Annotated in this window: 11 protein-coding genes; 3 read left to right on the top strand and 8 right to left on the bottom strand. The window is 67.3% G+C overall.

Annotation, left to right across the window (positions count from 1 at the left end):
• Nucleotides 1-3: 3 nt before the first annotated feature.
• Genes G9E11_RS19225 through G9E11_RS19215 form a run of 3 tightly spaced genes read right to left on the bottom strand, consistent with a single transcriptional unit; the run spans nucleotide 4 to nucleotide 3,454 of the window.
• Nucleotides 4-1,551, bottom strand: a complete 1,548-nt coding sequence (locus tag G9E11_RS19225; protein WP_190608799.1) for an aldehyde dehydrogenase family protein — start codon at nucleotides 1,549-1,551, stop codon at nucleotides 4-6.
• Between the two features lie 44 nt (nucleotides 1,552-1,595).
• Nucleotides 1,596-2,531, bottom strand: coding sequence for an NAD(P)-dependent oxidoreductase (locus tag G9E11_RS19220; RefSeq protein WP_190608797.1), 936 nt, complete (start codon nucleotides 2,529-2,531; stop codon nucleotides 1,596-1,598).
• A 50-nt stretch (nucleotides 2,532-2,581) separates the two neighbouring features.
• Nucleotides 2,582-3,454 (bottom strand): MurR/RpiR family transcriptional regulator, encoded by an 873-nt coding sequence (locus tag G9E11_RS19215; RefSeq protein ID WP_246469079.1) that lies wholly within the window; start codon nucleotides 3,452-3,454, stop codon nucleotides 2,582-2,584.
• Nucleotides 3,455-3,665: 211 nt separating this feature from the next.
• Here G9E11_RS19215 and G9E11_RS19210 point away from each other — a divergent pair, with 211 nt between their 5' ends.
• The 3 genes from G9E11_RS19210 to G9E11_RS19200 all read left to right on the top strand — a co-directional run bounded on the left by G9E11_RS19210 (nucleotide 3,666) and on the right by G9E11_RS19200 (nucleotide 7,577).
• Nucleotides 3,666-4,304, top strand: coding sequence for a GOLPH3/VPS74 family protein (locus G9E11_RS19210; RefSeq protein ID WP_190608792.1), 639 nt, complete (start codon nucleotides 3,666-3,668; stop codon nucleotides 4,302-4,304).
• 114 nt (nucleotides 4,305-4,418) lie between these two features.
• Complete coding sequence (locus G9E11_RS19205) at nucleotides 4,419-6,917, top strand: sensor domain-containing protein (RefSeq protein WP_190608790.1); 2,499 nt, start codon at nucleotides 4,419-4,421, stop codon at nucleotides 6,915-6,917.
• A 99-nt stretch (nucleotides 6,918-7,016) separates the two neighbouring features.
• On the top strand, nucleotides 7,017-7,577 hold the full coding sequence (locus G9E11_RS19200) for a DM13 domain-containing protein (RefSeq protein WP_190608788.1): 561 nt from the start codon (nucleotides 7,017-7,019) through the stop codon (nucleotides 7,575-7,577).
• Between the two features lie 96 nt (nucleotides 7,578-7,673).
• On the opposite strand, the gene G9E11_RS19195 is transcribed toward G9E11_RS19200, so the two are convergent.
• The 5 genes from G9E11_RS19195 to G9E11_RS19175 all read right to left on the bottom strand — a co-directional run bounded on the left by G9E11_RS19195 (nucleotide 7,674) and on the right by G9E11_RS19175 (nucleotide 13,191).
• Nucleotides 7,674-9,314, bottom strand: coding sequence for an FAD-dependent oxidoreductase (locus G9E11_RS19195; RefSeq protein WP_311764421.1), 1,641 nt, complete (start codon nucleotides 9,312-9,314; stop codon nucleotides 7,674-7,676).
• Nucleotides 9,311-10,396 carry an alcohol dehydrogenase catalytic domain-containing protein gene (locus G9E11_RS19190; protein ID WP_190608785.1) on the bottom strand — a complete coding sequence of 362 codons (1,086 nt, stop codon included), beginning with the start codon at nucleotides 10,394-10,396 and terminating at the stop codon, nucleotides 9,311-9,313. Before G9E11_RS19190 ends, G9E11_RS19195 begins: the two co-directional genes overlap by 4 nt.
• Nucleotides 10,397-10,405: 9 nt before the next feature.
• A complete protein-coding gene (locus G9E11_RS19185; protein ID WP_190608783.1) occupies nucleotides 10,406-10,714 on the bottom strand; it encodes a YciI family protein in 309 nt (102 codons plus the stop codon).
• Nucleotides 10,715-10,872: 158 nt separating this feature from the next.
• Nucleotides 10,873-11,769 (bottom strand): LysR family transcriptional regulator, encoded by an 897-nt coding sequence (locus tag G9E11_RS19180; protein WP_190608781.1) that lies wholly within the window; start codon nucleotides 11,767-11,769, stop codon nucleotides 10,873-10,875.
• A gap of 93 nt (nucleotides 11,770-11,862) precedes the next feature.
• On the bottom strand, nucleotides 11,863-13,191 hold the full coding sequence (locus tag G9E11_RS19175; RefSeq protein WP_190608779.1) for an MFS transporter: 1,329 nt from the start codon (nucleotides 13,189-13,191) through the stop codon (nucleotides 11,863-11,865).
• Nucleotides 13,192-13,245 lie beyond the last annotated feature (54 nt).

Below are 13,245 nucleotides of genomic sequence, written 5' to 3'. Positions count from 1 at the left end.
TCCCTAGTAGGAGAGGGACGGGAAGGGGGCGCCCGCTGCACGGGTCGGCACCCAGATGGCCTTGGTCTGCGTATACTCGTCCAGGACGCCCGGGCCGGAGGAGCGGCCGTGGCCGGAGTCCCCGAAACCGCCGAACGGAACCGCGACGTGAATGGTCTTGTAGGAGTTGATCCAGAACGTGCCGGCCTTCACCTCGCGTGCCACGTGGTGCGCGCGGGAAACATCCGAGGTCCACACCGCACCGGCCAGGCCGAAGTTCGTGTTGTTGGCCCGGGCAATCGCCTCCGCCTCCGTGTCGAAGGCATCGGCCCCGACGACGGGCCCGAATACCTCCGTGGTTTCCAGCGTGTTCTGCAGCGTCACGCCGTCGAGCAGGGTGGGCATGACCCAGTGGCCTCCGGCCAGCGGCGACCCGGCCAGAGCGTCGGGAAGCGTTCCACCGGTGACCCGGCGTCCGCCGTCGTTCATTCCGGCCTCGATGAGCGAGGTGACGGTGGCGAACTGCTGGGCCGTGATGATGGGTCCCACCTCGGTGTCCGCGCTCAGCGGGTCGCCGACGCGCAGCCTCGCCGCGCGGGCGGCGACCAGCTCCACGAACTGGGCGTGAACGCTGCGCTCCACCAGAAGCCGCGACCCGGCCACGCATGACTGCCCGGCGCCGGAGAAGATCGCCGCGATGGCGCCGTCGGCGGCCCGTTCCAGGTCCGCGTCCGCGAAAACGATGTTGGCGCTCTTGCCGCCAAGTTCCAGCAGCGCGGGAATGCCGGCCTCCGCGGCGGCCACGGCCACCCGGCGGCCGGTGGGGACGGAGCCGATGAAGCTGACCTTGCCGACCCGCCGGTCGCTGGTGAGCGCCGCGCCCACGGTCTGGCCAAGCCCCGCCGCCACGTTGAACACACCCGCCGGCAGGCCCGCCTCGTGCGCCAGCTGGGCGAGGCGGATGGTGGAGGCCGGCGTGAATTCGCTGGGCTTGATGATCACGGCGTTGCCCGCGGCCAGCGGCGCGGCGGAGTTCCAGCCGGCGGTGAACAGCGGCGCGTTCCACGGTGTGATGGCGACGACGACGCCCCAGGGGACGCGTTCGGTGTAGGTGTGCCACGGGCCGGGAACGGGGATGGTCTGGCCGGTCAGTTTGTCCGCCCAGCCGGCGTAGTAGCCGAACATCTCGGCGACCTTGGCGGCTTCAACCCGGGCATCACGGATGGGCTTTCCGGTGGTGGCCGATTCGAGGATGGCCAGTTCCTCCGCGTGCGCTCCAACGGCGCGGCTGACGTTGCGGAGGATGGCTGCCCGTTCGAACCCGTTCATTTCGCCCCAGGTTTTCGCCCCGGCGACTGAGCTTTCCAGGATGGCGTTGGCGCCCTCGGCGCCGGGGTCGGCGTAGGTGGCGAACGGTTCCCCGGTGGCGGCTGCGGTGAGGGTGATGTTCTCCCCGCTGCCGGTGACTGTCCTGCCGTCAAGGAATACTCCGACGCCGGCGGGGAATGCTGCGTCCAGGACGGCCCGGGCGGTGGCCGCCGAGGAGGAGGTGGGTGCTGTGGTGGTGCTCAATGTGGTGGTCCTCTGTGTTGGGGGTCGTTGTGCTGAAGGAGCCGTCAGGCGACGGCGGTGGTGCCGTTTGCGGTGCCGTTTGTGGTGCCGGGCGCGCCGGCACGGGTGATGGCAGGGGCAACGGTCCGCGCGATCTCGGTGAAGTCCGCGCGCGGCCCGAGGGCCGCCAGGGCTTCCTGCCATTGGCCGGCGACGGCGGCCAGCAGCGCCGGCTTTTCGCCGATCTGGGCGGCGACGTCGACGGCGAGCGCGGCGTCGCGTGCCATGAGCCCCAGCGAAAAACCGGAGTCGTGGGTTCCGGAGAGCACCCAGTTGGGGTACATGTTCGCGGAGACCTTGCTGCCGCCGGAGGCTTCGCTGATGCTTGCTGCCGCCTTGGCCGGGTCGATGCCGTAGGCCTTGGCGACTCCCAGGGCCTCGCCCACCGAGACCAGGTTGGCAGCGGCCAGGACGTTGTTGAGGAGCTTGACGACGTTGCCGCTGCCGGGTCCGCCGATGTGGTTGTACTTGCCACCGGTGAGTGCCAGCAGAACGGGTTCGGCGGCGCCAAGGGCCGCATCCGTTGCCCCGACGAAGGCGCTCAGCGTTCCGGTTGATGCGCCGTCGCGGCCGCCGGAGACCGGGGCATCGACGAACGCTGCGCCCTGCGCCTCGGCGAGTTCGGCCATCTGCTTGCTGGTTGCCGGCTCGGAGGTGGTGGTGTCGATGATGGCGACGGTTCCCGGTGATGCCAGAAGCTGGGGAACGGTGGACTCCACGACGCTGGCCGCGGGCAGTGAGAGTACCGCGTAGGGGGTACCGGCGAGATCTTCCACGCGGGCGGTGGCGGCGATGCCGGCGTCGGACGCGGCGGTCCGTGCTGCCTCGGAGGGGTCGAAGCCGGTGACCTCCCAGCCCGCCTTGTGGAGCGTGGCGGCCATCGCCCCGCCCATGGCTCCGAGGCCGATGACGGCGATGCGGCGTTCGGTGCTGGTGTTCATGAAGTGTCTCCTGGAAAAAGGTATGCGGGGTCCAGTTGGGGCGTGGGTGGTCAGTCGAGGTAGATGTCGAGGTCTTTCCACAGCTGCTGCGTGCGGCGGATGGCTGCACGGCTGCGCTCGGGGTGCGCGGCCTCCATGCCTGCCAGCAGGCCGTAGACCAGTGAGTTTGCGGCGGTGACGGACTGGAAGAAGGAGATCCCCTCAGAGGCCACCACCAGGAGGTGGTCCGCGACGGCTGCCAGGCGGCCGCGGCGCATGTCGCTGATGGCGATGACCTTGGCGCCGGCTTGTTTCGCGGCTTCGGCGGTGATGATGATCTGCCGCATGGACCGCCACATGTTGATGACCACCAGGACGTCGCCCGGTCCAAGGGCGTTGGCGCTGGAGGCGAGGTGGACCGCGCCGCGGTTCTCAAGGGTGATGGGGTACCCCATGGTCGAGCCCAAGTGCGCCATCACGCTGGCGGGGCCGGCGAACGAACCCAGTCCCAGGACGATGATGGACTTCGCCGCTGCCATGGTGGCGATAGCTGCCTCGGCCTCGTCGGCCGTGTTGGAGTCCAGGGTCAGGCGCAGGTTCTCGATGTCGTGGGTGAGCGCGTCATGCAGGGGACTGCGGTGTTCCCCGTGCTCGGTCAGGGTGTCCTCGGTGGAGATCATCACCAGGTAGCGGGACCGCAGTTCCCGCTGGAGGTCCGGCCAGCCCCGGTAGCCCAGGTGCTGGGCCGCGCGGACCACCGTCGAATTGTTGACGTCGGCCCGCTGGGCGATCTCCGCGATGTCCGCATACGAGGAAAGCTGCGGGTTGCGCGCAATCACATCGACCACCCGGCTCTGTGCCTTAGACAGCGGTACGTCCGGAAGCGCGTCACCCAGCCAGGTGTGGGAATCGGGGACGGCACCGGTTCCTGCGCTGGCTTCCAGCCGGGCGGTATCGGGGCTCAAGTCGGACCTCATTCCTGAACGGGACCGGTGGCGCGCAGATGATCTGTAACGCAGATCACTTTGCAAGGCAGATTGCAACTAATCTACTCTGCAATTTCCTTTGCGAAAAGTGGTTTCGGGTTCCGGCCTTAAAATCCGCGGTCCCGACCGTCCATTGCAGCGATGGCGTGGGCCGCGCCACCATGAAGGTATGACCACCGAAAATCCGGGCGCCGGGGAGCTGAACCTTCCGCAGGCGTTCCTTCTTCTGGCGACAAATGACAAGGACGGAGAGCCGGAGGTGCCGCAGAGCGAGCTCAAAGCAGGCCTGGCCGGCGCAATCCTGGCCGAGCTGGATCTGCTGGGCGCAATCCAGCTGCAGGGAAAGCACGTAAGGGCCACCGGCGCCCCGCCGCAATCTGACTTCCAGCACCAGTGGGAGCTGATCCACGAGAAGTCACGGCCGCACAGTCCGCGGCGGTGGGTCGCCATGCTGGAAAGCCGCGCCGAACTGCACCGTGTCTATGAGGGGATGGCGGCTCTCGGCGTCGTGAGCCATGTAGGCGAAAAGCATCTTGGCGTCTTCAGGACCACCCGCTATCCGGAGAAGGACCATGCTCCGGAGGCGGCACTTCTGGCGAGGATCGAAAGCGTACTGAACGGATCGGCGTCGGACGCCAGAACTGTTGCGCTGATTGGACTGCTGCACGCGGCAGGGCTGATGGACAAGCTTTTCCCGGGCGCCGGTCCTGCTCGGCTCATGGAATTGACCGGTGCCCACTGGCCTTCCAGTGCGGTGCGGGATGAGCTGCGCATGATCCGGCTTGCGGAGGCGGAGGCCGCCACGTAGCCGATGCCCTTGCGGGAAACACAGCCTACTGATTTACTTCCAGCACGGTTCCTAAGCAAACGGTCCGAGTGCCTTAGCGCGCTGCCATTGGGGGAGCACCTGTCGGAGGGGTTTATGGCTGGGGAACATCGCGACGACCTAGTGATGCAATCGCTGCTGCTGGACGAGATCGGCCAGTCGGTGATCGGGATGGACGGCGACTGGCGCATAACGTACTGGAACCGCGCGTCGGAGCGGTTGTACGGTTTGGCCCCGGACAAAGCGCTGGGACTGAAGATCACGGACCTGGGCATCGTGGACGGTGCCAAGGAGCGGGGCCAAACTGCCACGGACTTGGAAATCGCGCACCGGGTGGCCCGCGGCGGGGACTGGGCCGGCGAACTGTGGGTCCGCCACAGCACGGGCCGGGAGTTTCCGGTCCATGCGACAGTCAGCCGAATCAGAGGCAGGCATACCGTACCCGTTGCGGTCGTGGCGATTTCAAAGGACATCACGGACCGCAAGCACACCGAGGCCATCCTGCGCAGGCTCTCGGCCATGGTCGAATCCTCCGGCGATGCCATCATCGGCGCCGACCTTACCGGCAAGATCACCAGCTGGAATGCGGGGGCGGCGAGGATGCTCGGCTGGAGCTCCTGGGAGGCCGTGGGGCAAACTCATGGGCTGGTGACCGCCGACGACGGCGCCTACTTCGGCACGGAAGTCACCTCCCGTTCGGGGAACGGGGCGTTTGTTACCGGTGTGGAGGCCCGCTGGCGCTGCAAGGACGGGTCGGTGATCGACGTCGAACTGACAGTGTCCCCCGTCTACGATCAGGACGGCATCCGGGTGGGGGCGTCCGCCATTGCCAGGGACATCACGGAGATCCAGCGACTGAAAGCCGCGGCCGAAGCCGAACGCGAGCGGCTGCTGGCTGCCCAGGAGATGGCCCACGTTGGAAGCGTCGAGCACACGGTGGCCACCGGCGAGACGTGGCACTCGGAGGAATTCGACCGGATCCTGGGAATGCCCGCAGACGGCCCGAAGGACAGGGAAACCATCCTGGCCCGGACGCACCCCGATGACCGCGACCGCGTCCGCGAAGTGTGGGCACGCCTGGACCACGGACTTGGCTTCGCCGACTTCGAGTACCGGATCATCCGGCCCACCGGCGAACAGCGGTGGCTTCACTCACGCATCAGGAGCATGAAGAGCGCCGACGGCAAGCCGATCCGGTTCCTCGACACCGTCCTGGACATCACAGACCGGAAGAACGCGGAACAGATCCTGGAGTGGCAGGCGCGCCATGACGCCCTGACCGGCCTGCCGAACAGGTACATGGTCACCGAGGTCCTGCAGGGGTTCCTCGACCGAACCGCCCGCCCGGTGGTGATGTTCGTCGACGTCGACAGGTTCAAGCTGATCAATGACGGCATCGGCCACGGCGCCGGCGACACGATATTGGTGCAGCTGGGGCAGAGGTTGAAGACCGCCGTCCGGAGTAGCGATACGGTGGGCCGGTTTGGCGGCGACGAATTCGTGGTGATCTGCGAGAATCTGCAGATGAGCGGGGCCCAGGCCGTGGCCGAAAGGATCCGGGATGCAACCCGGCAGCCGTTCGATGTGGATGGCCGGCAGATTTACCTCAACGTCAGCGTGGGCATCGCGTTGGCGGACGTGGAGGACACCGCAGAATCGATGCTGCAGGGAGCCGATGCCGCCATGTACCGGGCCAAGTCGGCGGGCGGTGATTCGTCGGCGATTTACGATGTGCGCATGACCGGACGCGCCACCGGGCGCCTGGACCTCGAATCCGACCTGCGGCTGGCGCTGGAACGCAATGAGCTTTCACTGAACTACCAGCCGATCATCGGCGTTTCCACCGAGGAGGCTGTTGGGTTTGAGGCGTTGCTGCGCTGGCACCACCACGAGCACGGCCCGATCATGCCGGATGCCTTCATCCCCATTGCCGAGGAGACGGGCCTGATCCTGCCAATCGGTGCCTGGGTGCTCCGCGAGGCGCTGCGCCAGGTGCAGCAGTGGCGCAGGCAGGTCCCGGGGGCGGAGAACTTCACGGCGGCAGTGAATATCTCCGGCCGCCAGCTCGTGGCCTGCGACTTTCCCGACATCGTGGAGGCGGCCATCCGCGACACCGGCATCGACCCCGCCGCTGTCCACCTGGAAATCACCGAAACCGTCCTCATGGACCAGCCGGATCTGCCCAAGGAAACCCTGCAGCGGCTGGCACGCCTTGGAGTGGGCCTGTCCATTGATGACTTCGGCACGGGCTACTCGTCGCTGAGCTACCTTAAGTGGCTCTCGGCCCGCACCCTTAAGATCGACCGTACCTTCGTCGAGGAGCTGGGCACCGACCCGCACGGGGCCACGATCATCGAACTGGTGCTCGGCATGGCGGAGAGCCTGCGGCTTGATGTGGTGGCGGAAGGCGTGGAGACCGCCGTCCAGCTGGCCGAACTCCGCCGGCTGGGTGTGCGCCTCGCGCAGGGCTACCTGTGGAGCAAGCCGCTGCCGGCAGAGCGGATCCCGGCCTGGCTGCAGTCCCATCCGGCAAAGCGTCCCGCCGCGATTTCCGCCCCGATCTCGGCGGGGCAGCCGATGCCCCGGGTCGGCTAACCCCCCTTTCGGTTCCGGGTTCTTGTCCAGCCTCTGAACGCCCTTTAATTCGCGACAAGTCACAAAAATTCGTCTCGACGGCGGGTGTAGATTTGCAGCATGGAGGCCCGCACCCGCAAGCGCCGTTGGTTAATTGCCGCCGCTGTGGGTGCCGTGGTGCTGGCATTGGGACTGGCTTTGTTCAAGCCGTGGCTTCTGTTTGTCGACGTGCGGGTGGATGAGCAGCTGCCCACAGTTGCAGCGTCGCCGGCTGTCTCTTCCGCCACCGCGAAGCCGTCCTCCGGAACTGCAACCACGGTGCCTGGGGGTCGGGTTCAACTGGCCGTAGGCTCGCTCATCAGCCACGAACACGCCACCACAGGAACAGTCCGAATAATTCAGCAGCCCGGCGGGAAGCGCGTGTTGACGCTGGAGAATCTCGACACGTCCAACGGTCCTGATGTTCACGTCTGGCTCAGCGCCGCGGACGCAGTGGAGGGAACGGCGGGCTGGTTCACGGCCGGCTCCGCCGAATACTACGACTTAGGCGTGATCAAGGGAAACCAGGGCAACCAAGTCTACGCGCTCCCCGACGAGCTTGACCTGGCCAGGTTCAAGTCGGTGGATCTGTGGTGCGTCCAGTTCAGTGTTTCCTTCGGAGCGGCCCAGCTCGCCAAATGACGGTCTGCGCGCGTTCGGAGTTTTTGTCCAGGTAATGGCCGCTGAACGCCCCGGAAGTCGCGATAAATGGACAAAACTCCGTGCTAGTGGGCGCGGTTAGAGGGTGCCGGCGAGGTGCTCTCCTACTGCGAACGCACGGGTGATGGCCGAGCCCAATGTAGCTCCGCCGCCGGGGTAGTTGTTGCGGAAGACGCCCGCGGAGACGTTGCCCGCCGCATAGAGTCCGGGGATCGGCTGCCGGTGCCGGTCGAGGACGCGGCCGTAGAAGTCGGTGTCCAGGCCGCCGGAGGTTCCTAGCACGCCGGCGGAAATCCCGACGGCGTAAAACGGCGCCGTCGTCAAAGGTGCCAGGCACGGGTTGGGCGTGATGGCGGCGTCGCCCAGGAAGCGGTCCTGCGGCGTGGCACCGCGGTGGAATTCCGTGTCTACTCCTTTCGACGCATCCAAGTTGAACCTGGCCACCGTGGCAGCCAGCCCTGCAATGTCGACGCCGACCTTGCCGGCCAACTCCTCCAGCGAATCTGCGGCCGTCATCCAGTCAGCCGGAGAGCCCGCGGCCGAGCCCGCCACCGGGTATTTCGCCAGGTACGCCGCATCGAACACGAGCCATGCAGGGTTGTTCTGCTGGCGACCTGTGTGTGGATCAACGGAGGCGAACACGCGGCTGGCATCGTGGTAGTTCAGCGCCTCATTCACGAACCGCTTCCCAGCCGCGTTCACGGTGATGGAGCCCGGGAGGGTCATTTCCACGTTCCCCATCCGGCCGGAACGCACGCCGTCGTACTCGTGCGCCACCTCGGAAATCACCGGCACTCCCCAGACGGCGGTCATGTCCGCCACGGCGGCGCCCGCCTTCAGCCCCAGCTCCAGGCCGTCGCCCTCGTTGGACGGCGCGCTGATGGGCGTCACGGGAAACGGCAGGAACGCCCGGCGGAGCCGCGGGTTCCATTCGAAGCCGCCGGAGGCGAGAACGACGGCGGCCGCGGACAGGGTCTTGCCGGCTCCGGCACCGCCGATGGTCACGTTCCATTTGTCCCCATCGCGGGCCAGGTCCTCAACGGGGGCGGAAACCGCAATCTCCACGCCGCGGTCCAGCGCGCTCGCCAGCAGCGACCCCACCAGGGCCCCGCCCATGGTCCGCACACCCGTGGCGGCGCGACGGGCCAGCAACTCCGGATCTGCCGCCCGTCCGTTCAGTTGGTCCCGTTCGGTCATGGTCAGCAGCGGAAAATACGACGACGGACGGATCGCCTCCGCGAGGCCCGGGTACCCTGACGGGTCGAAGGTGCCGTTGTCCAGGCCGCGTCCGCCGTCGGCCGCACCGCGCCATTCCATGTGGTAATCCGGGCGGGTGATCGGTGTCAGGGAAAGCCGGGTTTCGCCGTCGAGATACGCGACGGCGCGCGGTGCCGTCCGGACGTACCACTCCACTTCCGCTGGAGTCAGCACGTGCCCGGCGGCCTCGGTGAGGTAGGCGACCCCGTCCTCATGGCTGTCCCGGTATCCGGCCTGGCGGGCGAGGTGGTTGTTCGGTGCCCACATCACGCCGCCCCCCGCTGCCGTGGTGCCGCCGAGCAGGGGTGCCTTCTCGGCCACCAGCACCCTCAGCCCGGCGTCGGCTGCCCGGACCGCGGCGACCAGGCCGGCCGCGCCGCTGCCCGCGACCACCACGTCATAGGACGCTGCGAGACGGGGGACGGGGGTGAGCAAAGGGGCCGCCGCGCCACCCACGCTCACGCCTGGGCCTCCGTGAGCGCGTCAGTTTCCGTCGAGCGGTCGGACTGCGCGGCTGGCATGTCCACCACGATCTTGCCTACCGGCTCGGTCCGGCTCCGCGTGAGTTCGAAGGCCTGTTGCAGGTCCTCGAAACGGAAACGGTGCGTCATCAGCGCACGGGCCTGGTCCCGGTGCCGGGCAAGCAGTTCCAGTCCCGCCGGGATAAGGTTCAGGCTGTTCCGGCTGCCCAGCAGATCGATCTCCTTGAAGGGAATGGTGTTCATCGGAACGGACGCGGTCCGCGCCGAAATCCCCACCTGCACGATCCGTCCGGCGCTCGCAACCAGGCGGATGGCATTCTCCAGCGAGGACGGAACACCTGTGGCCTCGATGACCAGCTCCGGTCCTGACGAATCCGTCAGCGCATCCAGCCGGATTTTCTGGTCCGCGGCGGGGAAATCGGCACTGGGATTCACCGGCAGTGTGTCCACCGCGCCAAACGCGGTGGCCAGCTCCAGCCGGTCCGGCTCCGTGTCGGCACAGACGACCCGCACGCCGAGGTCCGTCAGGTACAGCGTGGCGAGCAGCCCGATCGGACCGCTGCCCAGCACCAGGGCGGTCTCGCCGGGCGACGGCCGGCCCCGGTTCACCGCCTGCATGGCGATGGACGCCGGCTCGGCCATGGCGGCCAGATCCAGTTCCAGGCCGCCCGGCACGGGGCATAGTTTCTCCACCGGCACGCTGATCAGCTCCACGAGCGCGCCGTCCGAATAGCAGCCGATGCAGCCGATGTTCTCGCAGACGTTGAAGCGGCCCAGGCGGCACGTCCGGCACTCTCCGCAGTACACCATCGGGCTGACGGCAACGCGGTCACCGGCGCGGATTCCGGCGTCGTTCTGGCCGATTGCCTCGACGACGCCCGCGAATTCGTGGCCTTGGATGACGGGCAGCCCGGCCGGATAGTCGTCCTCCCAGATGTGCAGGTCTGTGCCGCACAGGGTGACGTTATGGACGCGGACCAGGGCATGGCCGGGCTCGAGGGCCGGCTCCGGAATGTCCTCGTACCGGATGGTCTCCCTGGCGACTGTGCGCGCGATCAGCATCAGGAGCCCCTAGTTCCGCGCCGTGCCGGCGCCGGCGTTGGTATCAAAGACCACATTCCACTGCCGGATGCTGCGCTGCTCCACCAAGCCGTTGCGGTAGAACGGGTCCTGGTCCATCAGTGCTTCGACGTCGGCCTTCGAGGCCGCCTCGATGATCAGCAGCGCGCCGGGATCCTCGTCTGGCCCGAACGGGCCGCTCTTCACCAGCCGGCCGTCGTCGAACTGCTCCTGCAGGAATTCGACGTGGCGGGGGCGGTGTTCGTCGCGTCCCGCGGAGGAGGCGGCGGAGTAGGCGTAGGTGACAGCGAATGTTCCCATGGGGTGTGTCCTCATCGTTGAGCTGGCGGATGTTCCCCTCCATCGTCGCCACCGGGATTGTGCGGCGTCCAACACTTATTTGGTCAATGAGTATGTACAGAAAACACATAAAGAACGACGGCGGGAGGCCGGGTTGGTACCTCCGCCTGCCGGGCGCCTCAGCCGGTCGGCGTGGGGAGGACTTCCTCGGCGACGGCCAGGGCAAGTGCCAGGGCGGGGGAGATGCCGGCCGGGTTCCAGGCGACGCCCGACTCCAGCAGCGGCGCGGTGCCGGTCAGCGGGATGAACACGGTCCCGCCGGGCATGATGCTGGCGACGGAGGCGGGCATCAGGCTCACCCCGACGCCGCCGGCCACCAGCGACAGCGCGGTGTACGGGTCGGTGACCTCCTGCGCCACCCTGGGCCGGAACCCTGCGGCCGCGCAGGCCGCAAAGATGCCCTCGCGGAGGGTGGATCCCTGCGCCGCGCGCATCGTGACAAAACCGTCGTCGGACAGTTCGGCGAGCCCGATGGCCGGCCGCTCGGCCAGCGGATGGTCCACCGGCACGGCGGCGCCCAGCTGTTCGAGGGCGATAGGGCGGGTGGCCAGGGCGCCGGCATCCAGCGGCAGTCCGACGAACGCCAGGTCCAGCGACCCGTTCCGGAGCTGCTGCACGGCATCCTGGGTCAGCAGGCCGCCGGTGAGGGTGAGGTCCAGGGAAGGGTAGCGGTTGCGGAGGGCCCGGGTCAGCGGGGGTAGGGTCCGGTGGTTCAGCGCCCCCGAAAAGCCGATGCTGAGCCGGCCGTAGAACGTGCCGGGTTCGGTGACGGCGGAACGGCGGGCCAGATCAAGTTCGTCGATGATCCGGCGGGCATGGGGAAGAAAGGCGACTCCCGCCGTCGTCAGGGCCACCGAGCGGGTGTTGCGCTCGAACAGATCTGAGCCGAGCTCGTTCTCAAGCTTCCGGATGGTCTGGCTCAGCGGCGACTGGGCCATGCGGAGGCGGTGCGCTGCCCGGCCGAAGTGCAGTTCCTCGGCCACGGCAAGGAAAGCCTCGATCTGCCGTAGCTCCATGCAGTTCCTCCTGTGCCCCGAAATGGCGGATGCCGAACTCGCAGACAGTGCCCTCAAATTAGCAATCTGAGGGCACTATCTGCTCGTTCGCGGTTATCGGACCGGGTTGCCCAGTTCCCGCAGCGGGGTCTTGTGGGTTTCGCGGGCCCAGTACGCGCCGGCCACAGCCAGCAGGGACGACGCCGCGACGATCCAGGCGGCGGGGCCCCAGTTGGCCTTGTCGGCGCCGACCAGCGCGGTGCCCAGCAGTGGGGTGAAGCCGGCGCAGAGGATGCCGACCTGCAGTCCGATGGCCATGCCCGAGTAGCGGACCTTGACGTTGAACAGCTCGGAGAACCAGGCCGGGTAGATCGCGTTGGACATGGAGTACGTCCCGGCGGTGATGACCGTGCTGGCGAGGAAGATCATGGGGATGTTTCCGGTGGAGATGACGGAGAAGTAAACGAAGATCATCAGTCCGGACCCCAGCACGCCGGCGATGAACACCGGACGCCGGCCGAAGCGGTCTGAGAGCCGGGCCAGCAGTGGCTGGCTGAACATGGCGATGACGTTGCCCAGGATGCTCACCCACAGCATGGTCGACGTCGGGACGCCGACGGACACGGCATATGCGAGGCCGAAGGACTGCATGAACGTGTTGGTGACGGTTTCGAAGGACATCAGCGCCACCTGGAAGAACTGCGCCGGGTGGGTCTTGAACATCTTGGCGAACGGCAGCTTCACCAGTTCGCCGTGATCATGCTTTTCCTCGAAGACCTCGGGCTCCTCGAGGGAGCGCCGTACCAGGTAGGCGACCACCAGCACCACGAGGGAGAGCCAGAACGGGATGCGCCAGCCCCAGGCGAGGCGGTCGGCTTCGCTCATGGCCGCCACGGGAAGGAAGGCGAGCGAGGCCAGGACGATGCCGGCAGAGATGCCGCTCATGGCGAAGCTGGCGAAGAAGCCGCGGCGTCCTTCAGGTGCTTCCTCGGTGGACAGGGCAGAAGCGCCAGCCGTTTCCGCGCCGGCGGACAGTCCCTGCATGAGGCGCAGGACCACCAGCAGGGCGGGCGCCCAGTAGCCGGCCGAGTTGAAGTCCGGCAGTGCGCCGATCAGGAAGGTGGCCGATCCCATCAGCACGAGGGTCAGCACGAGCGTGTTCTTGCGGCCGATCTTGTCCCCCAGGTGGCCGAAGACGACGGCGCCGAAGGGCCGTGCCACGTAGGCCACACCAAAGGTGGCAAAGGAAGCGATGAGGGCGACGGTGGGGTCGCCGGACGGGAAGAAGATCTTGGAGAAGACCAGTGACGCCGCTGTGGCGTAGATGAAGAAGTCGTAGTACTCCAGCGCGCCGCCCAGGAAGGCGGCTAGGGCGGCCTTCTTGGCGCGCTTGAGCTGGTACTGCTTCGCCGCAGCGGTGGCAGTGGGGGCGAGATCGGTCATTGCAGGGGGTCCTTCCGCACTGAAAGACGGGGTCCGAATTTTTGGATTTGTGCG

The sequence above is a fragment of the Arthrobacter ipis genome (genome assembly GCF_014694315.1).
Classification (GTDB): Bacteria; Actinomycetota; Actinomycetes; order Actinomycetales; family Micrococcaceae; genus Arthrobacter; species Arthrobacter ipis.
This window is presented reverse-complemented; position numbering and strand designations above follow the sequence as displayed.

Coding starts and splice junctions, on each gene's coding strand:
- G9E11_RS19220 (WP_190608797.1), bottom strand. CDS start 2,531: ATGAACACCAGCACCGAACGCCGCATCGCCGTCATCGGCCTCGGAGCC.
- G9E11_RS19210 (WP_190608792.1), top strand. CDS start 3,666: ATGACCACCGAAAATCCGGGCGCCGGGGAGCTGAACCTTCCGCAGGCG.
- G9E11_RS19205 (WP_190608790.1), top strand. CDS start 4,419: ATGGCTGGGGAACATCGCGACGACCTAGTGATGCAATCGCTGCTGCTG.
- G9E11_RS19200 (WP_190608788.1), top strand. CDS start 7,017: ATGGAGGCCCGCACCCGCAAGCGCCGTTGGTTAATTGCCGCCGCTGTG.
- G9E11_RS19190 (WP_190608785.1), bottom strand. CDS start 10,396: ATGCTGATCGCGCGCACAGTCGCCAGGGAGACCATCCGGTACGAGGAC.
- G9E11_RS19185 (WP_190608783.1), bottom strand. CDS start 10,714: ATGGGAACATTCGCTGTCACCTACGCCTACTCCGCCGCCTCCTCCGCG.
- G9E11_RS19180 (WP_190608781.1), bottom strand. CDS start 11,769: ATGGAGCTACGGCAGATCGAGGCTTTCCTTGCCGTGGCCGAGGAACTG.
- G9E11_RS19175 (WP_190608779.1), bottom strand. CDS start 13,191: ATGACCGATCTCGCCCCCACTGCCACCGCTGCGGCGAAGCAGTACCAG.